The 25,760-nt window shown below is 41.8% G+C and carries 26 protein-coding genes and 1 tRNA gene; 6 read left to right on the top strand and 21 right to left on the bottom strand.

Annotation, left to right across the window (positions count from 1 at the left end; all coding sequences use genetic code 11):
• Positions 1–23: 23 nt before the first annotated feature.
• Together comGB and comGA are read right to left on the bottom strand one after the other, a co-directional pair.
• Positions 24–1,049 carry a competence type IV pilus assembly protein ComGB gene (gene comGB / locus D3H55_RS15815; RefSeq protein ID WP_119548290.1) on the bottom strand — a complete coding sequence of 342 codons (1,026 nt, stop codon included), beginning with the start codon at positions 1,047–1,049 and terminating at the stop codon, positions 24–26.
• A complete protein-coding gene (gene comGA, locus D3H55_RS15810) occupies positions 1,046–2,122 on the bottom strand; it encodes a competence type IV pilus ATPase ComGA (RefSeq protein ID WP_119548289.1) in 1,077 nt (358 codons plus the stop codon). Before comGA ends, comGB begins: the two co-directional genes overlap by 4 nt.
• A gap of 114 nt (positions 2,123–2,236) precedes the next feature.
• On the opposite strand from comGA, the gene D3H55_RS15805 reads away from it, so the two are divergent.
• Positions 2,237–2,308, top strand: a tRNA-Gln gene (locus tag D3H55_RS15805).
• A gap of 720 nt (positions 2,309–3,028) precedes the next feature.
• Here the strand turns inward: D3H55_RS15805 and D3H55_RS15800 are convergent.
• The gene (locus D3H55_RS15800) at positions 3,029–3,409 is read right to left on the bottom strand and encodes a Spx/MgsR family RNA polymerase-binding regulatory protein (protein ID WP_119548288.1); all 381 of its coding nucleotides are present in this window, start codon (positions 3,407–3,409) and stop codon (positions 3,029–3,031) included.
• A 315-nt stretch (positions 3,410–3,724) separates the two neighbouring features.
• On the opposite strand from D3H55_RS15800, the gene D3H55_RS15795 reads away from it, so the two are divergent.
• The gene (locus D3H55_RS15795; protein WP_119548287.1) at positions 3,725–3,967 is read left to right on the top strand and encodes a DUF2626 domain-containing protein; all 243 of its coding nucleotides are present in this window, start codon (positions 3,725–3,727) and stop codon (positions 3,965–3,967) included.
• Positions 3,968–4,226: 259 nt separating this feature from the next.
• Here D3H55_RS15795 and D3H55_RS15790 read toward each other — a convergent pair whose 3' ends face one another.
• Positions 4,227–4,862: an MBL fold metallo-hydrolase gene (locus D3H55_RS15790; protein WP_119548286.1), complete on the bottom strand. Its 636-nt coding sequence runs from the start codon at positions 4,860–4,862 to the stop codon at positions 4,227–4,229.
• 289 nt (positions 4,863–5,151) lie between these two features.
• Here D3H55_RS15790 and D3H55_RS15785 point away from each other — a divergent pair, with 289 nt between their 5' ends.
• Complete coding sequence (locus D3H55_RS15785) at positions 5,152–5,325, top strand: DUF2759 domain-containing protein (protein ID WP_119548285.1); 174 nt, start codon at positions 5,152–5,154, stop codon at positions 5,323–5,325.
• 68 nt (positions 5,326–5,393) lie between these two features.
• On the opposite strand, the gene D3H55_RS15780 is transcribed toward D3H55_RS15785, so the two are convergent.
• The 7 genes from D3H55_RS15780 to D3H55_RS15750 all read right to left on the bottom strand — a co-directional run bounded on the left by D3H55_RS15780 (position 5,394) and on the right by D3H55_RS15750 (position 14,253).
• Positions 5,394–5,702, bottom strand: a complete 309-nt coding sequence (locus D3H55_RS15780; RefSeq protein ID WP_119548284.1) for an MTH1187 family thiamine-binding protein — start codon at positions 5,700–5,702, stop codon at positions 5,394–5,396.
• A gap of 15 nt (positions 5,703–5,717) precedes the next feature.
• Positions 5,718–6,830, bottom strand: coding sequence for a YqgU-like beta propeller domain-containing protein (locus D3H55_RS15775; protein ID WP_119548283.1), 1,113 nt, complete (start codon positions 6,828–6,830; stop codon positions 5,718–5,720).
• Positions 6,831–7,118: 288 nt separating this feature from the next.
• Complete coding sequence (locus D3H55_RS15770; RefSeq protein WP_119548282.1) at positions 7,119–8,306, bottom strand: M14 family metallopeptidase; 1,188 nt, start codon at positions 8,304–8,306, stop codon at positions 7,119–7,121.
• 127 nt (positions 8,307–8,433) lie between these two features.
• Positions 8,434–10,314: an LTA synthase family protein gene (locus D3H55_RS15765; protein ID WP_119548281.1), complete on the bottom strand. Its 1,881-nt coding sequence runs from the start codon at positions 10,312–10,314 to the stop codon at positions 8,434–8,436.
• Between the two features lie 680 nt (positions 10,315–10,994).
• Positions 10,995–11,966: an ROK family glucokinase gene (locus tag D3H55_RS15760; protein ID WP_119548280.1), complete on the bottom strand. Its 972-nt coding sequence runs from the start codon at positions 11,964–11,966 to the stop codon at positions 10,995–10,997.
• Between the two features lie 15 nt (positions 11,967–11,981).
• Positions 11,982–12,179, bottom strand: coding sequence for a YqgQ family protein (locus D3H55_RS15755; protein ID WP_119548279.1), 198 nt, complete (start codon positions 12,177–12,179; stop codon positions 11,982–11,984).
• 616 nt (positions 12,180–12,795) lie between these two features.
• Positions 12,796–14,253 carry a spore germination protein gene (locus D3H55_RS15750; protein WP_119548278.1) on the bottom strand — a complete coding sequence of 486 codons (1,458 nt, stop codon included), beginning with the start codon at positions 14,251–14,253 and terminating at the stop codon, positions 12,796–12,798.
• A 179-nt stretch (positions 14,254–14,432) separates the two neighbouring features.
• Between D3H55_RS15750 and D3H55_RS15745 the strand changes: the two genes are divergently transcribed.
• Positions 14,433–15,326, top strand: coding sequence for a hypothetical protein (locus tag D3H55_RS15745; RefSeq protein WP_168413127.1), 894 nt, complete (start codon positions 14,433–14,435; stop codon positions 15,324–15,326).
• On the opposite strand, the gene D3H55_RS15740 is transcribed toward D3H55_RS15745, so the two are convergent.
• The 9 genes from D3H55_RS15740 to D3H55_RS15700 form a co-directional block, all read right to left on the bottom strand.
• Entirely contained in the window at positions 15,320–16,828 is a 1,509-nt protein-coding gene (locus D3H55_RS15740; protein ID WP_205685497.1) for a rhomboid family intramembrane serine protease, read from the bottom strand. The genes D3H55_RS15745 and D3H55_RS15740 overlap by 7 nt on opposite strands.
• A 371-nt stretch (positions 16,829–17,199) precedes the next feature.
• A complete protein-coding gene (gene yqgO / locus D3H55_RS24405) occupies positions 17,200–17,376 on the bottom strand; it encodes a protein YqgO (protein ID WP_168413126.1) in 177 nt (58 codons plus the stop codon).
• Between the two features lie 106 nt (positions 17,377–17,482).
• Complete coding sequence (locus D3H55_RS15730; RefSeq protein ID WP_119548275.1) at positions 17,483–18,265, bottom strand: DUF92 domain-containing protein; 783 nt, start codon at positions 18,263–18,265, stop codon at positions 17,483–17,485.
• Positions 18,258–18,821, bottom strand: a complete 564-nt coding sequence (locus tag D3H55_RS15725; RefSeq protein ID WP_119548274.1) for a 5-formyltetrahydrofolate cyclo-ligase — start codon at positions 18,819–18,821, stop codon at positions 18,258–18,260. Before D3H55_RS15725 ends, D3H55_RS15730 begins: the two co-directional genes overlap by 8 nt.
• A gap of 62 nt (positions 18,822–18,883) precedes the next feature.
• Positions 18,884–19,033 (bottom strand): 50S ribosomal protein L33, encoded by a 150-nt coding sequence (gene rpmG / locus D3H55_RS15720; RefSeq protein WP_006837007.1) that lies wholly within the window; start codon positions 19,031–19,033, stop codon positions 18,884–18,886.
• Between the two features lie 58 nt (positions 19,034–19,091).
• Positions 19,092–19,709 (bottom strand): hypothetical protein, encoded by a 618-nt coding sequence (locus tag D3H55_RS15715; RefSeq protein WP_136035720.1) that lies wholly within the window; start codon positions 19,707–19,709, stop codon positions 19,092–19,094.
• A gap of 8 nt (positions 19,710–19,717) precedes the next feature.
• Entirely contained in the window at positions 19,718–20,764 is a 1,047-nt protein-coding gene (locus tag D3H55_RS15710; protein WP_119548272.1) for a nucleotidyltransferase family protein, read from the bottom strand.
• Positions 20,761–23,091, bottom strand: coding sequence for a glycosyltransferase family 4 protein (locus D3H55_RS15705; protein WP_119548271.1), 2,331 nt, complete (start codon positions 23,089–23,091; stop codon positions 20,761–20,763). The genes D3H55_RS15710 and D3H55_RS15705 overlap by 4 nt, the downstream gene beginning before the upstream one ends.
• Before the next feature lie 9 nt (positions 23,092–23,100).
• The gene (locus tag D3H55_RS15700) at positions 23,101–23,727 is read right to left on the bottom strand and encodes a DUF4912 domain-containing protein (protein ID WP_168413125.1); all 627 of its coding nucleotides are present in this window, start codon (positions 23,725–23,727) and stop codon (positions 23,101–23,103) included.
• Positions 23,728–24,230: 503 nt separating this feature from the next.
• Here D3H55_RS15700 and D3H55_RS15695 point away from each other — a divergent pair.
• Both D3H55_RS15695 and D3H55_RS15690 read left to right on the top strand, forming a co-directional pair.
• The gene (locus D3H55_RS15695; RefSeq protein WP_119548269.1) at positions 24,231–24,590 is read left to right on the top strand and encodes a hypothetical protein; all 360 of its coding nucleotides are present in this window, start codon (positions 24,231–24,233) and stop codon (positions 24,588–24,590) included.
• Positions 24,591–24,601: 11 nt separating this feature from the next.
• Positions 24,602–25,069: an endolytic transglycosylase MltG gene (locus tag D3H55_RS15690; RefSeq protein WP_119548268.1), complete on the top strand. Its 468-nt coding sequence runs from the start codon at positions 24,602–24,604 to the stop codon at positions 25,067–25,069.
• A gap of 31 nt (positions 25,070–25,100) precedes the next feature.
• Here D3H55_RS15690 and phoU read toward each other — a convergent pair whose 3' ends face one another.
• Positions 25,101–25,757, bottom strand: coding sequence for a phosphate signaling complex protein PhoU (gene phoU, locus D3H55_RS15685; RefSeq protein ID WP_119548267.1), 657 nt, complete (start codon positions 25,755–25,757; stop codon positions 25,101–25,103).
• Between the last annotated feature and the right edge of the window lie 3 nt (positions 25,758–25,760).

Here is a 25,760-nt window from a genome sequence, read left to right as displayed (position 1 = left end):
CTCCTTTAGTTTTTTTGAGTTGATCAGCCGATAGACTGCATGACCTGAAATAATGGCATCATGATAGAAAAGTAGATGATAAGGATAAACGCTCCGATAAAGAAAAAGACAGCCGGCTGGATGACAGCCAAAAGTTTCTTACCGCCAAATTCGAGGGTCTCCATACAAAATTGACTGTACGTAAAAAGTTCCCTGGGCAGCTCACCGCGTCTCTCTCCATGCTTAATCACTTCCAGTAAACCATCTGTGAATAAATCAAAATACCCGACTGATTCAGGGAAGCTTTTGCCGATCGTTAAATCCTGCATCATCCTTTCAGCCATTTCTTTAAAGAGCGGCCTGTAGGTTTGGCTGCTGATTTCTTTCAAAGCCTGATTAATGGACATTCCGCTGTTAAGGAGATAACTCATTTCACGGGAAAAAAATTGGGTATAAAATATTCTCAAATAATGGGAAAGCAGTGGAAAACGCAGAAGGAACTGTGCTTTTCTTATGGGGGTATGAGACTGGTAGCGATAGAAGAAAGTGCAGGCTGCCAGTACTATAAAAACGAGAGATGCCACTATCAGAATAGGAAGATTATCGATGAAAAGAAGGAAGTTCCCTATTCCATTTCCAGGTGTATAGCCAAGCGAAGAATAGAGGACCTGAAATTGAGGGAGCAGTACATTTTTCAAAAGAACCATTACACCAGTCAGGATCAACACTAAAATGATGGGATATGTCATAACTTTCATCAATGCTTGCCGGTCCTTTTGCCTGGCCGCAAGGTAATCCCCGGCACTGATTAAAGTTTCTGCCATACTTCCATGTCTCTCCGCAAAATATATTTGCGAGCATACATGCAAAGGCAGCCCGGCACTTTTAAGGGTATCTGATAAACTTGATCCATCCTGGAGAAGGGCAAGCATTTTTGTCTTCAGAAAATCTTTTCTAGGGTAGTGGCCGATAAAGACAAATTCAATAGCCTCTGTTAAGGAATAACCGTTTGCAAGAAGTTCACCAAGCCGTTTTAAAAAGGTGCCTTGATTCTTAATGCCCCTTTTCATTCTAATTTCCACCTTTGCAATTCCTTTGTCGGGATATACCCCAAAGCATATCCTTTTTTAAGTAAATCAGTCAGGGTTGGATATTGATAATCAGCGAGTTCTCCCTTTGCTTCCTTTAAAACCTGTTCCAGTGCCTTTCCGTGCAAGATCTCATAGATGGTTGCCCTCTTTTCTTCTGGATCACGTATGCATGTATCCATACATGTTTCTCCACAATATGGACAAACCAGATTAATGAGCCGCTGTGCAGAAACTGCAATAAGACTTTGCTGGATCTCATGCCATTGAATGCCTAATTCCATCAATCGGTACACAGCCCCCTTGGCATCTTTGGTATGAAGTGTCGACAGCACTAAATGCCCTGTCAAGGCTGCCCTGATGGCAACAGCGGCAGTTTCTTCATCGCGTATTTCCCCCACCATTATAATATCCGGGTCATGCCGCAGAATCGCACGCAGCCCAGCAGAATAGGTTACCCCGGCTTTTTCATTCACCTGGACCTGGACTAAAGAGTCATTGAATTTTTCCACAGGGTCCTCCAATGTCACAACATTCCTTTGCAAGATAGAAGAACAATGCTCAACCAAAGAATAGAGTGTGGTCGTCTTGCCGCTTCCAGTTGGTCCTGTAAAGATAATCAAGCCATGGGAATTCATTAATAACGCAAGAAGTTTCCGTGCAGATGCGGGATAAAGGGCTAACTTTTCAATGGGGAGGTTCTTCTGCTGAGGGAGTATACGTATAACAAGACTTTCCTTCAAGTTTGTGGTAGGCAATGTAGAAACCCTGAGGTCGAGTGGTTTACTGGAGACGCTGAGGGTGAAGGACCCGCTTTGCGGCTTTCTTTTTTCACCTATATCCATGGAGGCCATAAACTTAAAATGTGAAATTAACCTTTCTCCTTCTGGAATGGGAATGCTTACGTTTGGTGTGAGGATGCCTTTGCTTCGATGCTGCATGAGGTAATCATCTTTACGGGGAAACAAGTGGATGTCAGTGACATGCTTCGTTACTGCTTTTTTCAGTATGGAATCGGCTAAAGCTTCAATTGAATAATATATAAGCTGCACCACCTTTCAGTTATTTAATACTCCAATTCGACAATTTTATATATTCTCCTGCTTTCTTTGCATAATTTTTTATTTTTATTTCATACTAGTAATGTACCACTGCTTCTATTTAATCGATGGGCTATAGCCAAGCGGTAAGGCATCGCACTTTGACTGCGACATGCGTTGGTTCGAATCCAGCTAGCCCAGTAAGAAAAGCGGAAGCGGCCGATCGGCGCCGTACAAACAGGTGAGGCCACCCCTAAGATACAGGAAACAGCGATTCAATGATGACTTATCGAAGGGAATGGTATTTAATCTGAAATAAATGAAAATAAACCGTATGAGGTCAGGGTTATATACTTGACTTCATACGGTTCATTCATGTTATTAGGCTCTATTTGAAAGGCTCTTTTCGTAAACTTTGTTGCTATTCAATATAAATTTCAATTAATATCCTGGTAAATCGTCGTAAAAACCCCTGTGAGCAGGAAAGAAAAGAGCTGCTCGTTCTTTTTCGAGAGTAAAACCTTTGTATACAGGGGAAAAATCCGGCACCTGGGATTTTTCCGAAAACAACAATATATGCGGAAACAGCCATTTGAAAGCTGTTGCCTTTATGGTTATTTACCGCTTTTTCTTGAACGGAGACAGATTGGAGCGGAAGGTGTGCGACAACCTGCGGGATTAGCGGGACAGGTGAGACCAAGGTTACGTACCCACTGGAACGTAACCCCCCAGGCAAAACCGGGGAGGCTCCCCGCCCGCCCCGCGGAGTCGTGGACCTGGAGCGGAAATCCATTCTTTTTATTCACTCTTAGGGAAGAGAGCTATTTATTAAGGTTGTATCCCAGACTCTTTATTTAGAAATCATACGATAAGTATGTCAGAAACCAAGGTGGAGAGTGCGTAAGAGGGGCACAGAAGGGCTCAGACGGTCAGCTGATATACCGACCTTTTACTGGTTAGGCTTCTGAGTCCTTCAGGGTCATACCCAACAACCAGCTTGCTACCATCCGTTACAATTGGTCTTCTAAGTAGTTTCGGTTCTTTGGATATCATCTCTACAACTTCGGACAAACTAAGTTCCTCAATATTAATGTTCAAAGCTTTATACTTCTGGCTTCGGGTTGCAAGGATTTCGTCCAATCCATTTGTCGTCATTGATAATAGATTTATGATTTCTTCTTTTGACGGAGTTTCACGGAAGATATGTCTTTCTGCAAATTCAATAGAATTGGCGCTGAGCCACTTCTTTGCTTTACGGCATGATGTACAGCTGGGATAGGTGAAAAAAGTCAAATTTGTCATTGTTACTCCCTCCTTGGAAGTTACTTATATACTTTATATATTAATTGTATACCACATGTATAACTATTGTACACATATTTGTTATGTTTTTTAAAAAATATTTATTTGCCAGGTGATACAGCCTGCAGCCTGAGGAAAAAGAAGGGTAATTCTTTTAAAAAGGTGGTATATTATAACTGTAGTTTTATGATTTATTATCATCTGCCATCTATTTACTGTATTCGTCACAAACTGGTTACAAAGATTATTTACTTTTGATGGATTTTTCCTTTATAATGTTTATTGATGGACTGAGGGTGCAAAGGAGGGATACATATGGATCGTATGTACAGAGTATTGGGATTCTGGACTGGAATTTTCGCAGTCTTTTTTTTCCTTGGTGACATGAAAACAACTTCACTGATCTTTTTAGGACAAACAGGATTCTTCATTCTGCTGGGTTACTTGAAATTATCTGAACGTATGTATATTTATATTTTCTTCGGATACTTAACTGTTTTCTTTGCCGGATTCACTTATTGGACAGTGTTCATGATGACGCCTGGCGCAGCGCACTAATAAAAAAACCTTAAAGCTGTCAGCTTTAAGGTTTTTTTATTAGGCTCTTTTCGTAAACTTTGTTGCTATTCAATATATATTTCAAAATTTCAAATAATATCCTGGTAAAACGCCGTAAGAACCCATGTGAGAAGGAAAGAGAAGGCATGCTCATTCTTTGTCGAGAGTAAAACCTTTGAATACAGGGGAAAAATCCGGCACCTGGGTATTTTCCGAAAGCAACTATATTATGCTAAACAGCCTTTTACTATGGACTTGATCAAAACCCGTTCAAAAATGGGTTGGAATCCATTTCATTACCTATCGTTGTCTCAGGACCATGACCCGATAACACGATTGTATCCTCTGGAAGTGTCAATAGATTGTCATGGATGCTTTTTATTAACTCCTTATGGTTGCCCCCCGGAAGGTCAGTCCTGCCTATACTTCCCATGAATAAGGTATCACCCGCGAATACAACCTGTTCCCCTCCATGATAATACGAGACGCTTCCCGGTGAATGACCCGGCGTTTCATATAAGTCGAAAGTGAAGCTCCCTACAGTAAGCGTTTTTTCATTCTTTATAACATGGTCTGCCGGTTTCAACCTCACCATTTCACTCATCGCAAAAAGCTGGGATCCATTTAAGGATGGGTCCAGTAACCATTTTGCTTCCTTCTCATGTACGTAAAGAGGAATCTCAAATGCTTCCCTCACTTTGTCTACCGCTCCTATGTGATCAAAGTGTGCATGTGTCAGCAATATGGCCAGCGGATTCAGCTGATTGGCTTTCAACCATTTAATCAGCTTCCCTGCTTCTTCGCCGGGATCAAATAGCACACATTCTTTTTTTTCATTCCACAGACAATAACAATTTGTCTGTAAAGGGCCAAGGGGCAATCGTTTCCAATTCATCCGGCCACCTCCCAAGTGATTTATTTCCTATTGTACCATTCCTGAACATGATATTAAAAAAGATATTGAATCCAGAGGTTTAGAAAGAGTACTGTGTGGAAAGATAAAATTTATAAAAACATTTATCTTCTTCTTAAATTAGACAAAGAAGTGTCAAATTTTTGAACTGTACAAACGCCTAAAAAAAATATAAAATAAATGTAAGTGCAATTTATTACATATGCTACTATCATTATCCCGCTTTTGGGAATTGTATTAAAAGGGGATTTATTGAAAGGAGTTTTGACCGATGGGTTTAGTTATTATTTTCGCTCTAGTGACATTGCTTGCTCTATTCGCCAGCATAAGTTCGTTGAAAAACAAAAATGCTCTAGGCATTCTTTTCGGATTGGGAACACTTGGCGTTTTTGGCTGGTTCACAATCATGACTGTCCTTCATTCAGGTTATCCTGGCGGACACTAAAAAAATGGAGCCCTTCGGCTCCATTTTTTATTTGCCAGTATCTAATCAGCGTCAGCTGTTCAGGAGACTTATAGTTTATTCTGAACAGACGCCAGTTTATCTTCCATCTTCCTCTTCTTATCCCTGCGGTCATCAACTCTGATGTTTGTCGCCACTCTGCTGATTCCTTTGTTGAAAGGTGCCTCATGTATCTCCTGTACAACACGAAAAAGGTCAGATAGGTCCCCTTCGATCAATGTACTCATAGGCGTAAGTTTAAACGATATCGTTCCCTCTTTCTGATGCTTCTGAAGAATCTTCTGAACATCTGCAACATATTCGCTTACACTGGGTGTTTCTGTTCCAATCGGGATTACGGTTACATCTACAATCGCCAAATCCACTTCCTCCTTTCACTCTAAAATGATCACGTCTTTTGCTTCTTTAGAACTTAAATCAACCGCTGTTTTCAATTCGTATCCTGTTAAGCAATACTCGCCATTAGGTGAACATTGAAGAGGCTGATTCTCCATCCCTGTCATTAATTCTTCACGTTCCCCTGTTTTGATATTCCATCGCTCCAATGTGAACTTATCCTGATAGGTATCAGCGGGCACCGATTTCACAGCAGACAAAGAAACAAATTCCGCTTCCGTGTCTATCTTATCATAGTAAGGAATCACCCAGTTGGAATAGCTGCTAAGAAGCGGCTGGGAAAAGCTTGATGATATTGTGCCATCCTTGGTTATAAACTCATAAATTCCAGTACCTTCAGTTCCCTCTGCCAAAGAGACGGATAGTATATAGGGAGTCATTGAATCAAAATGGATTGTCCCCTCTTGAACGAGTGCCGACTCTTCTGAATACAAGTTCCGGGAGTATAGAGGAGCTGACAAACTGATGCTTTCTTCAGGCCAATCCTGATACAGAAAACTGTTGTCGTTCTGCCATTTAATGAATGGCTGGGGAGCGGCCACTTCATTCAAAGTATCTTTTGATATATCAGCCAGCATCGTCTTAAAGCTCCAATCTTCAGCAAAGCTTGTTATAAACAATAAGTCTGCATTATCCTCATTCCATTCAAAAGCAATTTCATAAGATTCAATACTCTCCTGAAACAGGACTTTCCCATTCAGATCAATTACAGTCACAGCAGCAGAATAGGTAAGCGGAGCAGTATGCACCAATATCCTATTTCTGTCCGGTCCTACCTGGGCATCAACTATGTATTCAGGATCTTCATATAACACCTTTTGATCTCCAGTAAATAAATTATATTGAAGAAGTTGATTGCCATTTTCTCCTTTGGATAATATCAATATTTTCTCAGAATCAATCCAGTCAATCACTTTAATAAAAGCATCTTCTTTCATGATCAGCGGCAAAATTTCCTTTTCTTGACCAACCGGCTGTTCTTCTGCTGACTCGGATTGTTCATTTCCATTATTTTCAGGGAGATTTCCACTGCAGGAGGCAAGCAAAAAGAAGCATATCAATATAAAAAAAAGCCTATTTACTTTCTTCAAGTACTCCCCTCCCCCTAAAATGGCGTTCTTATAATTAGTACGTATATGTTATTAAAATGTTTCAAATTTAAAGAAAAATAACATTTTATTCTTCCTATTCTATACCTTTTTATTTCCAATTGGAATACCACAGAAAACAGGCGGAAGGTTAAAAAGAACTTTAATATCCAAAAAAGGCTGCCAGGGTATAGCACACTGGACAACCTTTGTCATATGAATAAATTACTATACTATATTTTAACTCTCTAATTCCATTTTAACAATTATTTTTGTATTTACCACTTGCACTCATCTGTAAATCGCAACTAAGAATATCCCCAGAACGTCCTCATAAATTTGATCAAACTGAGATAATGGCAGAGGATTAATCCCTTTCCCCAGTTCAAGTGTAAATCCTGGCCGCCGGAATTCCTTGATAAACCAATCTTTATAACCAGCATAGCTGTCTATATATCGAACAGATCGATATCCGCTCACCCTCTCAAACTCCTCAGCAAGCATTTCCGATTCAGGAGGTTCCTGTCCTTCATACCCCCAATAAAACTCTTCACCTTGAGTGTGAAGGGCAAGTACCCTATCCAGGTCTCCACTACTTGCAAGATCAGCCATGGCTGTTGATTCTGGTTCAGATAACGGCTTATAGCCTGGGAAATCACGAGGAGCTGGACTCTTCTCCTCTTTTCTTTCCTTTTCCAGTTCCCACTTTGCAGGGAACTGGTTGTTCAGGTCCACTCCATTAATGTTTGCCTTCCAGCCTGAGAAATCTGTACTTCCTTTATTCATACTGATCAGCTTTTCTCTCAAAGAAGCAGGCGGACCGGAGATCACCAAATCCACTCCATCAGGATTTACCATGGGCACTAAGGAAAGTGTGACATTATTATATAATGGTTCCATCATAACCCCCCTGATGGCTCCCCGATTAACGAGGGATAAAAGATAATCATTCATAAACCTCATTAGAATTGGAGTCGTGATCCATTCATTGGCATGAAAAGATGCATCGATATGAACCTTTTTCTCTCCATTGCCAATAAGGATTTCATAAATCGGCTTCCCCAAAACACTCTCTCCTATTTGATTGACCCTTACGAAAGGAAAACCGTATTTCAAACGGTTAATATCTTCCTCCATTTTTTCAAAGGAATAGGCCTGCCTGCCATTCACCAGCGGCTGGGTAATCCTTAATGGCACGCTGATGACACTTCCTGTTTGAAGAGTGTTAGGATTGAGATCCTGATTGAGAAGCAGCAGCGCATCCAGGGCAAGGTTCCTTCTACGTGCAATCCCCCAAAAAGTATCACCGGTTTTAATGGTATATTGTTCAATATAGAAACCAGGGATCCTTACAGTCTGGCCCACCTGTAAATAACTGCTGTCCGTTCCCGGGTTTGAATCAGAAATTAATGGAAGGGGCAAATAAAACAATTGACTGTAATAGTATAAGGTGTCACCTCTTCTTACTTTTACTTCCATATTCATCCCTCCTGTATTCAACTCTCTTACTACATGTATGTTTAAAAAATTGTTTAATGACAGGAAAGACTTTGCCAAACCGCACAAAAAAACCTGCGGAAGATCCGCAGGTTTTTTTGTTTGTGAATTATTCTTTTTCCAGGGAGATCTTACCATTCTTTTGTTCATAAAATCGAAGCAAGTCTCCGTAGATTACTTCATCTGAATAGTTTAGTTCTTCTTGTGTCCTGTCAATATATGGATCACAGAATTTATCCTCATCAGGTTGTTCCGTTTCTTTGTTATAGCATACACCCTCAGTATATACATGGTCCTTCGTGATAAAGCTTCCGTCCCTAAGGATGGCTAAATCTTCATGTTCTTTGGAGAACAAGTCAGAACCGAACTGAATATCTCCTTTCGAGTCGATCCCAAGAAGGTTAAGGAGTGTAGGGCGAAGGTCAATCTGCCCACCAATTTCAGTCATTGTCTTTCCTTCCTGGCCCGGAATGTGGATGATCAATGGTACACGCTGCAATTGAGTGTGCACAAATGGATCCACTTCCTTTCCAAGGTATTGACTCATGGCTGCATTATGGTTTTCCGAAATACCATAGTGGTCACCATACATTACAATAACAGAGTCCTCATATAGACCACTGTCTTTTAATTCTTGTATAAATTCCTTTACTGCTTCATCCATGTACCGTACGGTTTGGAAGTAGCGGTTCAATGTACCGGAATTGGAATCGAACTCATCGATATATTTATCTTCTTCATCAAGATAGAAAGGATAGTGGTTTGTCAAAGTGATCATCTTCGTAAAGAACGGCTTCTCCATTTCTTTCATGTGATCCACTGACTGAAGGAAGAAAGGTGTATCCTTCATTCCCCAGTTAACAGAGTTTTCATCTGTAATTTCATAATCAGTCATGGAATAAAACTTCTTGTAGCCAAGGGAATCATACATGATATCGCGATTCCAGAAGCTTTTGTTGTTTGCATGCATGACCGAAGTGAAATAACCTTCTTCGTTCAAGCGTTCTGTCATTGACTGATACTCATTTCCAGCATGAGTAAAGAATACAGCTCCGCGGTTCAACGGATAAAGCGAGTTATCCAGGATGAATTCAGAGTCAGATGTTTTACCTTGCTGGGTCTGATGGTAAAAGTTCTCAAAATAGTAGCTGTCTTTTATAAAGTCATTTAAGAATGGCGTCACTTCCTCACCATTCATGGTGTTATTTATCGGGAAGGATTGCAGTGATTCCAACGAAATGACAATAAGGTTCTTTCCTTTTGCAGCTCCGAATAATTCCTTATTCGGCTCTATTTCATTCGCCCTGACGTAATTATCAATGTCAGCAAGCTCACTGCCATCCGCAAGTGCGCGCTGGGCAGAAGATTTGGACTGCAGGAATGCGTCGTAGATATGATAATTATATGTTCCGATATTCTTAACAAGGATTTCACGGTCGAAAGTACGTGTCAGCAATTGCGGTCTCTCAGCTTCAGCAAGACCCAAATTGAAGAAAGTAAGGGCAATCGCTACAAAAAAGTATGCCCGTCTGTTCACTCTGCTGAAAGCATTCACTTCAAATACCGAAGGCTTGAATTTAATAAGCAGGGCCAAAATGATTGTATCGATGAAATAAAGGGAATCAGACCAACTGACAATTTCCCCTGCACTTGTGCCCAGATCCGCGAAGTTGCTCGTCTGCATCAACACAGGCAGCGTCAGGAAATCATCGAAGAAACGGTAAAAGGCTACATTTCCATAAAGGACAAACGACAAGATGAAACTTGTAATCAGAATGTACCTCACCCTGGACTTCTCTTTTTTCATGAATAGGCTGATGCCAAAGATGAACAGCAAAAAGCTTAAAGGGTTGATAAACAATATAAATTGCTGCATTACATTTTCAATTTTAATATCAAAACTAGTTTGATAGACTATATACGTTTTTAGCCAAAGTAACACTGTAGCAATGATGACCAGTGAAATCCTAGGCAGTTTCATGTTATTCATCTCTTTACCTCCTTGCTGCTTGATGGTGCACAGCAGCGATTCTGTTGGAAGATATTGGTTTGTTTTTACATTATCAGGCAGCGTTATCCGATAACATTCAATATCTTAATACTTTTTTTACATTCCGTCAATCGTCAGTTAATTATGTCAATGTATACTGGATTGAATAAGCTGATTAACATTTCCCTTATATAAGACGAGCCAAACCGGTAAAAGTTTCAATTTATCCTGTTTTTTCTTAAAACGTTACCTTTGGCCCAATTCAATTCAGTGAAGCCATTGTACATATTCAAAGGTTTCAACCTCATGTACATATATAACGAATATTGTGTCCGTTTAAGTAATCATTTATCCCGGCTCCACCATTAAATAAACGATGTTCAACATGATACTCCTTTATTCCGTAATAATCTATAACAAATTTATTCCATCCATTATGCAAACCTTCCCATTACTAAGAAATCTCTCTTTGTCCCTATATTTGCTGAGCAGCCTTATGTTGAAAATAAAAAGGCTGTTTTGGCATATATTCTTGCTTCCGGAAAAATCCAGGCGATTTACCAGGACATTAGTCGAAAATTATATTGGGTAGCAACAAAGTTCACAAAAAAAGGCATCAAAAAAGAAGCTGAGGATGCCCAGCTTCTTTTTGGTCTGATGGATTTAAGTTCAGTTCAGTTTCAAGCAAGTTTGTTCTTTACAAGCCATGCTGCCCCAATAACGCCTGCATCATTGCCAAGGGTGGCTATGGACAGGGAGGTGGATGCAGCAACAGTAGGGAAAGCAAAAGAATGGAAGTATTTATTTACAGGATTGAGCAGTACTTCCCCGGCTTTGGAAACTCCTCCGCCAAAGACTATTTTGTCGGGATTTAAAGCATTGCCAAGGTTTGCTGCTGCCAGCCCTAAGTAAAACGATAGTTGATCGACAATCGAGACAGCAAGGACATCCCCTTCGCGCGCCGCATCAAAGATTTCCTTGGCGCTGATGGAACCTGCTGTTTCCAGAGCTGAGCGGAGGGCTGATGCCTCCTTGCTTTTTTTCAATGCTTTTATAGCCAGCCTGACAACTCCAGTTGCAGAAGCAACCGTTTCCAGACACCCTTTCTTTCCACAGTTGCATTGAAACCCGCCTTCAGGGACAACTGTGATGTGTCCGATTTCACCAGCGGCTCCTTTTTTTCCATGAACAATGTCACCATTGGTTATGACACCGCCGCCTACCCCGGTTCCCAGTGTAACAGCTACAATATCTTTAGCACCGTTACCTGCGCCTTTCCACATTTCACCCAAGGCAGCACAATTTGCGTCATTATCTATCACAGAGGGAAGCCCTGTTTCCACTTCCAGAAGGTCTTTCAGGGGTGTATTCTTCTCCCAGCCAAGATTGACTGCTTCATAGATGATGCCGTTTACCATATCAACCGGACCGGGTGCCCCCATTCCTATCCCTCTTAATTTCAGTTTGGATTCTCCCAGTTCTTCTAAATGAAGATCGATCGATTTTGCAATATCCACGATGATATTCTTGCCGTTCTCCGAGGTGTCCGTAGGAATTTCCCATTTATGTATGATTTCCCCATATAAACTAATAAAGGCTAACTTTGTGGTGGTCCCACCTAAATCTACGCCAACAAGCCATTGCTCTGCCATTTCCTTCACCCTGTTCTACTTATTGTTTTCTTTTGAAAGTTCACTTCTGAGAATCAGCATGGAGGTTTGGAATTCATTCGGAGTGATCAAGCCCGATTGATAAAGCTCTCTCACTTCTTCCTGCATCATTTCCAAATCAGCCATCCTGTCTCCTAAGTAAACGAAGATTCCATACTTTTTTAATAATTGCTGTACGTCGTACATATTTTTCATTTGAAGCACCGTCTTTCAAGCTTTGCTAACCCTTTCAGTATAAGATAAAGTCACTTTCTTCACAAGAACCACTCTTGTTGTAAGGCTCTTCTCGTAAACTTTGCTGCAACTCAATATAAATTTCAACTAATATCCTGGTAAATCGTCGTAGTAACCCTGGTGAGCAGGAAAGAAAAGAGCTGCTCATTCTTTTTCGAGAGTAGTTGCTTTTGGAAAAATCCCTGGTGCAGGATATTCCCCCTGTATATATGCGAAAACTGACTCTTGTAAAAATGAGAAAGCTCTTCACCTTGGTGGTTCACAACTGTTGAAACGCTGTAACCTGTTGGTGTTGATGTATTCCAGTCATATTTTGATATGACTTTCGATGCTCTTCATAAAACATAGTGCCCTCTTTCGCCACTTTTGCCGATTTTCTCTGCATCCATACCTTATGGAAGCTCTCCATCAACACTTTCTCCCATATAAATACCAACTTCAGAATTCCTACCTCATTTAAACGTTCCCAATTATCATTCCATATTAAAAGGGCGAAATCATTATTGATTCCGCCCTGGCTGTTTATATCTTCTATAATCCGGTGCTTTGTAAAGACTGTCTTCGAATTCGTTTTAAGTCAACGATCAGGATCTTGCGGGTTGAGGAACCTCGGCCTTCTATTCTTTAAAGGCATCGGCGACCTAAGCAGCACATCCCTCATGGCCCTGAGATTAAACGGAATGAACGGCCACATATAAGGAACACCAAATGACTTGATTCTTGACAACAGCAGAATCCATACTGCCAGGCTGATGACCAGCCCATATACCCCGAAGATGGCTGTCACAATCAGCAGGGCTATCCTGACTATTCTATTGGCCAGACTTAATTCATAACTTGGTGTAGAGAAAGTCCCTATGGCAGCCACTGCAAGATACAGGACGACTTCATTGACAAACAATCCCACTTCCACCGCCACCTGGCCGATCATCAACGCTGCTACCAGTCCGAGCGCTGTTGCCAGCGAGGTGGGGGTATGGATGGCGGCCATCCTGAGCATATCTATGCCGATCTCCACAATCAAAAATTGGAAGATCAAAGGCACCTCTCCAACATCATCAGGGCCGATGTAAGCAAAAGCCGGCGGAAGAAGATCAGGCTGTACAGCGAACAAATAATAGAGCGGAAGCAAAAAGATGGAAGCCCAAACCGCTATAAACCGGACAAATTTCAAATAAGCGCCTACCATCGGCTTGTTCCGGTATTCCTCCGCATGCTGCAGATGGTGCCAAAAGGTGGTCGGAGTTATCAAGACACTCGGGGAGCCGTCAACGATAATACAGACATGCCCCTCAAATAAATGGGCTGCCGCTGTATCCGGCCTCTCTGTATACCTGACCATCGGATAAGGATTCCAGTGCCTTCCTGAAATGAATTCCTCAAGGGTCTTCTCCCCCATGGGAAGTCCATCCGTATCCACTTTCGACAAATCAGATTTAATGCGGTCCACCAATTCCGGATCGGCGATATCCTCTAAATAACAAACGACGATATCTGTCTTGGATCTTCTTCCGATTTGCAAATATTCCATCCTTAAGGAGCGGTCCCTTATCCTTCTTCGGGTTAAGGCAGTATTGAACACCAGTGTTTCAACGTATCCATCCCTTGACCCCCTTACTACCCGCTCCATATCCGGCTCTTGAGGTCCCCTGACCGGATAGGTCCTGGCATCGATCAGGATGACTTTATCAATCCCATCAACCACCAGCGCTGTGGGACCAGCAAGGACCATGTCGGCAACTTTGTTCAGATCGTCTGTTTCTTCCACTTCCACATACGGGATGTAAGTTTTCATTAACTTTTTAAGTGTATCTCCATCCAGCTGCCCTTCATCCAAGTCAGCAAGAAGCTTCATCAGGTAATGCATAATATCGTCTTTGACAAAACCATCGACCAGATACATGGCCATATTTCTTCCTGCATAAGATAAATCCAGCTGGATTACATCAAAGCTTTTATCCACTGCAAGATAATCTTTTAGGTAATCCGTATTCTCCTTCAGTGAAGAAGACACCGGTTTCTTTTTATCAGTCATGAGACAGTCACCCCATTCTTTATGACAAAAACCTATCTATATCAACTGACATAGATTGGCACAGTTCTATGTATGAATCATATTTACCATCCTAGACATTGACTGCTAAGTTCATACATTGAGAACATAATATTTTTGCTTTTCACATAGAATGGCACAAAAGGGACAAACATGATTAAGTGGGTGAAATTGTGAAGCGGAAATCGATAATATATATCATTTGGGGCACAGCTGCCATCCTTCTTGCATGGGGACTGTATATTGTTTTTGATCCGCCGGCAGAAGAAAGCATCATCTTTTTCCCCTTGAATGAAAATGCTCAATATCAGTCAGCCGATACACTTCTTACTTTGAACGATAATAAGGTCAACAACTTGTACGAAGTGAACTGGAAGATATCTTCAGTATTGAATCAAGATGCTTATTTAAGGCAGGATATAGGATTCTTATTTGTGAACGGCCGCTTGAAGGCCAAGATGAGTGAATGGGAGCAGAATACGGACAGGATAGTCGAGGAAGACATATTCCGTGGGAAAGAGAGCAGCCTTCTGCAGGCCATTTCTTTTCATTACGCAGAAATCCACGATGATGAAGAGAAATATACAAGTGCGCAAACGATGTCCGAAGATGGACTGTATGTAATAGATTCCAACTTCAGCCCTTTAAGTTCCTTCAGAAAGCCCGATACTGATGCTGAGGAAGAATGGAAGGCAATATTAGAAAAAGTGACAACACAGCAGCTTGAATATAATTGGGAGAAAACCATGGAAGCATTCAATATTAATGGAAAGGAATATTTCCAAATGCCATTGGCTGAATTGCCTCGATACAATTCAACCCCTCCCAGGGGCTTCCGGACTGAACAATGGAAGATGATAGTGGGGAATTTATGGGAGGGACTTTATAAGAATTACTTTTTGGGAATAAGAACCAAATCCGGAACAGTCGTGGACCCTGAAGACAGTTCCATGCCGCTTATTCTGATTGACCCCCAAAAAGGAGTCGTGCTCGTCCTCCTGACAACAAAAGGAGGAGAACCTGCTTTGCTCAAGCAAACGTTCCCTGTTCAATAACTCTTCAGCTTTTCGTACAGGTCTTTAAATTGCTCATTACTTTCCTGAAGCCTGTAAGCACGTTCAGCGTGGGGCTTTGCTTCAGCTTCTTTTCCCCTCTCGGCAAGGAGCACCGCAAGGTTATAGTGAGCCTCAGGAAATTCCTTATCGCGTTCCAATGCTTCATGCAGCAGTGATTCAGCTTCACTGTATTGTTCATTTTTTATCTTTACAATGGAAGATAAAAAGTAAGTGTGGGCGTCACCCTGGTCACTTTCTATAAGTTCCTCCAGAATGGAAGAGGCTCCTTGAACATCGCCGGCATTCAACAGTTCCTGTGCTTCCGCATTACTTATTGAAGGATCTGCAAACACTGGTCCTTTTTCAAAACCATACCAAAGCATAGCAGGAATCAATACTATTCCCGCCAGCACTGCAATCGACTGTACCACCGGCCTTCTTGCACGAGGTAAATGAACAACAGCGGCTGAAAGCGCACCTCCTGCCAATCCCCCTATGTGGCCTGCGTTATCAATTCCAGGAATCGTGAAACCGAATGCAAGGTTGATCCCGATGACCACCAGGATATTGGTGCCCATCGTCCGGAAGAAAACCTTGGGGTGGGCAGTTCCGAAATACAACAGGGCTCCGAAGCAGCCGAAAATCGCACCGCTTGCTCCTGCCGATAAAGAATTGGAAAAGACAAAACTCGCCAGTGTGCCGCTGAAGCCTGCAAATAGATAGATGAAAAGGAATCTTCCACTTCCAAATATCCGCTCAACAGCGGTTCCCAAGAAATAAAGGGCAAATGTATTCATCAACAGGTGCAGAAATCCTATATGGATGACGATCGGGGTGAAAAATCTCCACCATTCCCCCTCAGTAATAAGTGGATTATACTTTGCTCCGAACTTAATTAAATTCTCCGTATTCTGCGTTCCACCTGCCATCTCCATGATAAAGAAAATTACGAGCTGCAGGGCTATGAAAATATAAGTAAAAAACGGCTTGCCCCTTGTGAAAAGAGACTGTTCTTTTTTTGCAGAGTGTGCAGCGAACGATAATACACTTTCTTTCAGAGCATGAACTTCCAAATCCTCTGCGTCTTCCTTGATCACCCAGTTCATCTCATCCCCAAATATTGATGATATATCATTGATTTCATCATTTTCCAAAGTAAGGATTGAGGACTGAACTGATATTTTCGGTGACTGGGGCAATGTGTAAGGTTCGGAGGTCAATCCTTCATAATCGTCAACAGGTGGATAGCTGCTTATATAAATATTTTTGATGTCCATTTTGTTCTTCTTCAGGGCCTTTCTTATTTTTTCACCATTCATGGCCGTCAGATGGACATCCCGCTTCATCTTGCTTCCCCAATCCAAATCTTGACGAAGGAGCCTGATGACCGGAGCCTGCTTATAAGAAGCATTTTCTAGCCAGAGCTGTTGTTGGTCCTGTGACATATTTATAATCCGAAATCCTTTATCTACTATTAAATAGTGTGCGATTTTCCAGAACATATAATTAAGGTTGGTATTCAAAAATTCTCCTCTGCCTTTTCGGTTATTTTTGACTTTCTTCTACTAAATCACCATCCGGGTCAAAAGTAAAGGCATATGATTTTGATCAATATCCCGATTATTTCAATACAAAATAAAAAGGCTTTTTCAAAAATAATATCCTGGTAAATCGTCGTAAAAAACCCCTGTAAGCAGGAAAGAAAGGTGCTGGGGAAAAATCCGGCACCTGGGATTTTTCCGAAAGCAACAATGTATGCGAAAACAGCCAATAAAAAAGATGTTCTCCAATGGGCAGTCCATGTTCAGGGAGCAAACCCTCCTGAAACAAAACTGTTATGTTGGCCGAACACCTTCTTTAATTCTATTTCATGTTAACGAAATGCAGTGTTGAGAAACTTTGATCGCAGCCAAGGCATACTCATCATTGCCCTGACTACCAGTCTGCGGATTGTGAAATTACCGAGAACCACATTCAAAAGCTTATAACGATTTTGGTATAACACAGAAACAAAGCTGGCAATGATAATCCATTTAATAATGCCGTTCATAGTCATCAGCCTCCTCGTTCTATGTTGTGTAACTCAAATCTATTTTATCCTTCATTTTGGGTTTTTCTTAAAGTTCGCTGCTATACTGGGGCATCCCCAAACATTCTTACATTAAAATGGCTGCCGCTGAACCGGCAAGCAGGCTAGCCGCAAAATTCACAAATTCATTGTTCACCAGATAGGCGCCTTTCTCTTTTTTACATTTCACTCCACAGTGGCTGGAAGCTTCTGTTGTAATATCGCACTTTATGCATTTATATTCCATTTGAATAAAAGCACCAAGCAGGGTATCGATAAGACTGCCAAAGAAACCTGCAGAAATGATCAGAAGCACACTCTGCCAATCCAATTCGTGAAAAACCCAAGACGATATCCATCCGATGATTGCAGCACCACCCAGGCTCGCAATCAATCCAAGGAAAGAAACTGCTCCGGACGTTCCTCTTTCTACACTTTTCCATGTCCTTACAGAAACTGGATTCCTTTTGCTTAATGTTCCAATCTCAGATGCCCATGTATCAGCATTGGCTGCCGATAAAGACGCGCACATCCCTGCAAGGAAAATGACTTCATTAGTCCCTATATATAGAAGAGAAAATATGACTGCACTGCCTCCGTTAGCCAAAACTTGCTGCCAATCTCTTTTAGAAGTCTTTGCAAGCTTCTTTTCTATTCCTGACTTACTGCTGCTTTTGTATTTTGACCAGAAACTGGATGTACCGAAGAATACCCCCAGCACGAGCAGGCCCTTCCAGCCGAAAGCCCACGAAATCGCTGTTCCTGTAACGACTGCAGCAAGGGCGCCGCTGCGGTTTAAGTTATTGGTACTCCATCCAGCCAAGCTTACCGCCAATATGATGAATAATTGAAAAACAAACTGGTCATTCACATTTCATTACCGAGTCCTCACTGACGATTTTCTCAACTGGAATATCAAAATATTCAACAGGTATGTTTTCCGCCAATTGTTCCTGAAAAGCAAGTGAAACAGTCCTTCCTTGAAAGGTTTCCAGGAAGCGGTCATAGTAGCCGCCGCCGAACCCCAGCCTGTAACCGGTTGCCATAAAAGCCAGGCCAGGAACAATGACCACGTCGATATCCCTCGGATGTGCCGGTTTATTCTTCTCTGGGGAAGGTTCCAGGAGACCATAGAAAACTTTTTCCAAATCGGCAAATGAAGTAAGATAATAAAAATCCAGTTGTTTTTCTTTTGGCCTGCATTTTGGAACCGCTATCCTCTTTCCTTCTTCCCACCCCTTCCGGATAATCTGCCAGGTATCCACTTCGGGAAAGTTTGAAACAGTGACAGCAACCGTACGGGCAGATTTCCACTCTTCTGTGTCAAAAAGCCGGCTGGCTATTAGAAAGGATTTATGTTCATGGATATGCCTCTCCAAGGTAGAGAGCAAAGCCTTCTGTTTCTTCCTGAGCTCTTTCTTGTCCATTTACAAACACTCCTAATTGTCATTTTCAGGCACAAAAAAAGCAGCAGGAAAATCCCGGCTGCTTACTTTGTTTCACGATGCACTGTAGTGCGTTTTTCTCTAGGGCAATATTTTTTTAGCTCTAAACGGTCTGGGTTGTTACGTTTGTTTTTTGTAGAAATATAGTTACGCTCACCGCAATCAGTGCAAGCTAAAGTAATGTTTACACGCATTGTTTATTTCCCTCCAAACTTAGCTATCTTCATCTATCCATACGACTTTTCTATAATATCACTTTTTCAGATGAAATGCTAGTCTGTTTTTCAAGTGTTTGTGTAAATTTCTTAATTCTTCCCTTGATTCTCCTTCAATACCGAAGACACGGCCTTGAATCTTCTCCAATGGACTAAAGATTAAGTCAAAGGCTACCACTGTCAAAGCGGGTCCCCTAAGAAGCGGCTGATAAGGAATCGAACCGGTTTTCAATGTTTCTTTCCAGTGTAAGATCCCTCTTTCCGTCAGTGGATACACAGACCTTCTGGCCATCCCGGTCCTGTTATTTACCTGATAGTCCACTAGAGCATAGCTGTTCGAAGAGTAATGATATACCAGATGGTTGTCAGGCGATATAAAACTGAGCCTCTCAGTACCGTCGGTTCTCCAATCAAGAAGAAAGAAGAGTTTTAAACGGCGGTGAGTTTTTTTGCGGTTTTCAACTGTAAAGCTGAGAATGCTGCCTTCTGGCGGAGACTCTTCATGGAGGATCAAGTTGAAGTCCTTCCAATTTGAAAAGTTGGTAAGCTGCTGAGACTCTATCCTATTCTTCTCATTTGACCAGGCAAAAATTTCATAGTTGAAACGATTCACAGGGCAACTAATCGTCTGAGCATGTGATAAATTTGTTTTCATCTTCATCTCTACACCTTTTGCCATTGTTTTATTTTGTTAAAGTAATAACCCGCAAACTCCTTGGCGAGGTTCCTCCGCTCGGCCTTTGAATAAATGATAAATCCATTGCTCGGCAGGTCGACGATACGGGTCCATCCTCCGAGGCTGTGCGGAATCAATATTCCGTCAAGGTTCAATAGTGGAGTTTCTCTTTGCTCCGCGACCAGATTATTGATGATTTGCTGTTTTTGGTGGTCTGGACAAGCCACCATCATCCTGGTCAAATAGTTAAGAGTACTTTCCAAACCTTCTTTTGGTGACTCAACGTCTTCAATAAACCCTGCACTTATCTTCTCTTCCTTTTGTTTCATTTTGCCGTTCAGGAAATCCTCCCTTGCCATCTTATATTGTTCAGGAGTACCGATATCACGCCAATAGTCTTTCGTTTGAAACACGTATATATCTTCCTCTTCAAGAAGCAGCCGGGGGAAAACATCCCTGCTGAAATCCGTGAAACCTTTAAACGGATACATCTGCAGTAACTCAGGCTGAATGACATAGATCCCCGTGTTGACAATATTGCTTATGATTCCTTCTGAACCTGGTTTTTCCACAAACTCTATCAACCTTCCCTCAGAGTCTGTCTTGCATACACCGTATCCCCATGGATCAGGTATATCCTTTCCGACAATTGTCAGCAGTGATCCTTTTTCCTGATGAAACGCTGCTGCTTCACTCAGCGCAAGGCTGGTAAAAGCATCTCCGCTGATGACCACAAACGGCTCACTGAGGTAGCTGCCTGAGTCAAAAATCCCTCCGGCAGTACCGAGAGGCTGATCTTCTTGAAAATAGGTGATATCTACTCCAAACTCACTTCCGTCCCCGAAATAGTCAGATATCTTTTCAGCTTTATAGCAAGTAGTAATCATAATGGAGGTGATGCCGCTCGCCTTTAGCAAAGCAATATTATATTCAAGGATTGGTTTGTTCATGATTGTGATCATTGGCTTTGGAACAGATAAGGTATAGGGCTTTAAGCGGGTCCCTTTGCCGCCTGCCAGAATGACCCCTTTCATAAGAGGGACCCTTCGACTCTATGCTGAAGAGTGAGTTCCTCATATATCTCCATGGTTTGTTTTGAAATCCGTTCCCAGCTGAACATCATCTCAGCCATTTTATACCCGTTATCACCCATCTTGGTTTTCAATGAATTGGATTGGTTCAATTCCAGGATACATGATTTCAGGCTTTCCGCATTGCCAGGATCAAAAAGCAGTCCGGCATTCCCATGTTCCACCAATGATTTCAGGCCGCCTGTTTTGGAGGCTATGACGGCTTTCCTGGCAGCCATCGCCTCCAATGCGACAATTCCAAAAGGTTCATAAATACTTGGGAATATAACTGCCTCGCTATGGAACAGGAGAGTGTTTCGCTCCGCATCACTTACATATCCGACAAAGTGTACGAAATCGTCCAGCCCTTTCTCCTTTACGCGGCGGCGGTATTCCTCAAGAAGAGGGCCTTTACCAGCTATGACAAAATGGATATTTTTCTCCTTGCTGATTAGCAGGGATGTCTCGATAATCGTCTCGAAGCCTTTCTCATGGACGGTCCTTCCGATGGAGAAGTAATAATTTTTGCCGAGCAATGCCTCGTTTAAGGGATATCTATCATCCTGAAATACACTATTTAAGTAAACCCCATTTGGGATTACGGATATTGGCAGCTGATCTTTTGGCTCAAGCTGTAACAGCTCTTCTTTCATATGGTCGCTGCAAATGATCACTTGATCGGATAACGCAACCAGATTCTTCTCTTCTTCATGGATCCGCTTCTGCAATTCAGTGAAAATCCCTTGGTTCCTGCCAGACTCAGTGGCATGGATCGTTGTTAATAGAGGGATATGGTAATGCCTCTTCACCATTTCAGCTGCCTTTCCAACAATCCAATCATGTGCATGAACCAGATCAATATTTTCTTTCACGAAAATTTCAGCAGTTTTCTCGATAAAGGACAAATTCAGCTGCATGACCCAGTGAAGAAAATCTTCTTCAATAGGGTGAAGAGGACCGGTCCTGTAGACCTGCACGCCTTCGTCTTCTTCAAATTCAGGAGCACTTTCGGCAGAAGCAGTGACCACAATGACCCTGCATCCTTTCTTGACCAGGGATTTGGAAAGGTCATGTACGTGTCTGGAAAGGCCTCCTACGATATTGGGGGGGTATTCCCAAGAAAGCATCAACACTGTCGGCTGCCTATTCGGTGAAAGGACCTTCTCTTCCGATGGCCGGCTTTCTCCAATCTGCAGAGGCAGATATTCCAAACCTTCCCTATACTCAAGGAGGTGGATGTTTTCCGATATTTGCTTTTGCTGAGAGAGCTCCATAAAAGCCTGTAAACAAGTTGAATCGAGTTCTTCGTATGTGATCAAGTAATGCAGGCAAGCCATCCATTCCCTTATCAATTGTTTATAAACTCTCGGCTGACTTTTCTGAGGTGTTTTCCACTCTTTGATTTTTTGTTCCAAGGTATGCAATTCCCTCATGAGTACAAGTACGCCGTCAGAAAGTATCGCCTTCCCCTCATCCATCCCCAGGTACCCGAATCCTGCTCGAGTGAGGCTGTCTTGCTGATTCAACATCGTCTGCTCTATAAACGGTTCGATAGAATACCCTTTGTCAATGAGCTCTTCAATCAATTCATCTGCCCTGCTGCTAAGTCCATCTACAGTGTGCATGTGAAAGTCTTTCGTTCTGATATCTACTGGTATAAGGCTAAGACCTCTCGGGGTCCTGAGGACAGCAGATCTTCTATCATCTTTCTCGCTGTACTCATAGGTAGTATGAGATACGAAAGTATAGTCCAAGCCCTGTTCTTTCAAGAAAAGGTCGATTCCTGGGCTGTATGCACAGTGCGGAAGCCAAATTCCCCTGGCCTGTTTTTCAAAATGCTTATTATAAAGATATAACGATTGCGTGAGCAGCATTTCAATTGCCCAACCAGTAATCAGGTGAGTGACCGGGAAGTTGACCAGCAGCGAAGGAATGACGGTCATCTTTTTATCTTCTTGAAGTTTATTCAGGGCGGAAGGGATATCACAATTAATTTTCATCCAAATAGTATATAACTCTTCAATATTTTCCTGTTTCTTAATTCTGTTTTCTTGCATGGACACCATAAAGAGCCGTTCAATCTGCACTTTTGCCTCCTCTGTTGAGAGCCAATCGACAACAAGAGGATTCATTACATATGCAATTCCAGCACTTTCTTTCCGGCCGCGCTGAATCAGCAGCAGACATTCATCCATTAATTGATAGATGAAATCAGTATTCTTCTTTAAATCTGAAGGGAACCGGGAAATCGTATTTGACAGGACCAAAAGAGAGAGAGATTTCTTTTCCATGACTTCCTCCTAATTTTTCAAATAGTATGAGTATGTACTGACATGCTCTACCCATTGAGGCTTTTTCGATTTTCCCGATTCATAAGCCTGCAGTTCATTGAGATGATGATATTCCTGATCATGGCCGGTTCTCGGCGTGTGGATCACGTTTGAGCGGGTTATACCAGTGAATCGACCGCTCTCATCGACTACCCCATACTCTATACAATATGCCCGGTTAGGTTTAAGGCTGTTGATGAACCAATGAGCAGCTTGTGGAGGAATGATGATATCCGTTTGGCCATGGTGATTATGTCCATCAAAGGAAATTGAAGTGACATCAAATACCCTCAGGCAGTAATGGAACTGGTCCTCCCTTAGTCCATGAAACTCTCTTACCTGCCTTATAATAGAATGGGGAATATCCCAGCAGCAGAATATTCTTGTTGGATGTGAAAACATGACAGTCATTTCCGTTTTTAACGGCCTTGCTTTCTCCTTTGCCAAGGAAACCCTGCCTTTATATCTCCCCCTGCGCACCGGTTTAGTCTGTATTTTTGTTTCCTCCGAGGCGGCCGCTGTGACAGCTGCTGCATTTCCAAGCGTTCTTTGGTATTTCACCCATTGATACTGTACCTTTCCAACTGTAGTACTCATTTCTTTAGCAATTTTCCTAAATGACAAACCTTGTCTACGGTACTCAATAATTTGCTCGAGCATCTTTTTCACCTCTTGGAAAAAAATTTATGTTTATATGCATTTATTACACTATTCATTCTTCTATTTAATCGTATCACCAAGGGCAAAAACCTACAATAAACGCATTTTGTCGCATTTTGCTGGCCTGCACCAAGACAAAGAAAGAAGTGCAAAAAAAATTCTTTTTTTTGTGTTTTACTGAATTATTTATCCCTTCATCAACGGAAAACGACAAGTTTCTTCTATAATATTGACTGTTTACCTATGGACCCGAGCAACCAAAGAATCCTGATCTCACACCAGTAACCCGGAAGTTATGAAATCAACTTAAGCAGAAAATCTCACAGGACTGATGAACTCTTAGAATTCTTGTTTCCTGCAATGCGAAACAGATCCCATCTAGTGAAAAGAAGAAATCTATGCTATAAATAATAGGTAGCAAACTCATAAGAGGTGAATTTATGACAATCCTAATCATCAGCCTGCTTTCACTTGCTGCCTTGCTATTTATTCTTTCTTTCTTTCAGAAAGACAGGTATAAGACATTGGAGAAAGATGTGGAGGAGCTGTCCATGAAATTTCTGCAGGAGAATTATACGGTAAAGAAGAGGCTCAAGGTGCTCGAGGAAGAACTGTTAATGGATGAAACGCCGGTTTTTCAAGCACCGCAGGGAAACAGCCCTAAAAAGAAAGTGCATGAAATTGTAAGAAATCAAGTGCTTGCCCTTCACGCCCAAGGTATGGGGCTGGAGCAAATCGCCAACCAATCTGCACTGCCGATCAGGGACGTACAGGATATTATCAAAGATAGAAGTGTCTGAAAGGAGTTTTCATGAATAAGCAAAGTACAAGAGCTTTTGCAGCAGGGATTTTTCTTTCTGCCATTATATTGGCTATCTATTCTTTCTTTATGAAAAATCATGAGGACCCTGAAAGCTTATTGGAAGCACAAGGGTATGTCATCCTTACACAGGAAGAAGCAAAGGAACGCTCCCAAGAGGTAAACGACTTGCAAGATCAGGTAGATACATTATCTAGTAGTCTTCACGCAGAAGACAAAGAAGAGAAACAAAATAGCGGTGATACAAAGAATCTGACGAAAATGACGCTGACTGTATCACCAGGCATGACACCAAAAGAAATTTCAAATGAGCTGGAGAAAAACGGGATCATTCGGAACTCCAGTGATTTGAACAGCTATCTGATAAACAGCGGCTTGGCCGATAAAATACAAATCGGAGAATATATGCTCGATTCGGAAATGACACTGGAAGAAATATCCACCCTTTTAACAGAGTAAAAAGGCAGCCTCAGGCTGCCTTTTCTGATTTCTATGCATTTAAATCAAAGCGTCTCCCTTTAACCAGATAGAATACACCTTCAGCTACATTTGTCGCATGATCTGCAGCACGCTCAAGATAACGGCAGATAAAGGACAACTGCGTGATCTGGTCAGTGAACTCCGGCTTTTGCTTATTTAATGACAACAATTCCTTGATCGTTTCACCATATAAATCATCAACTTCGTCATCTAAATCAGCTATTTTTTTCGCTTTGACAACATCTTCCTCTACAAAGGATTCTAGTGTCAAATTAATCATGTTTGATGTCAGGGAATACATCTTTTTAATGTTCTGAATTGGCTTTATCAACGGCTCCTTGCCAATCCTTATGGTGGATTTTGCAATATTCACTGCAAAATCTGCGATCCTTTCAATATCGGAAGCGACCTTAATCGTAACAATGATCCTGCGAAGGTCAGTAGCGACCGGCTGCTGTTTAGCAATCAGGAGAATTGCAATATCATTTATTTCTTCTTCAAGTAAATCTGCATGTGTATCATCTTCTATGATTTCCAATGCTTTTTCAATATCTTGTTCTTCCAGCGCTTTAACACTTGCATCAAGTGCTGTATTGGCAAGTCTGCCCAGCTCCATTAATTTGGATTGCAAATCCTGCAGACTTTCATCAAATTGTCCTCTAGCCATGAA

This window comes from Bacillus salacetis (genome assembly GCF_003581585.1).
Classification (GTDB): Bacteria; Bacillota; Bacilli; order Bacillales; family Bacillaceae_B; genus Rossellomorea; species Rossellomorea salacetis.
This window is presented reverse-complemented; position numbering and strand designations above follow the sequence as displayed.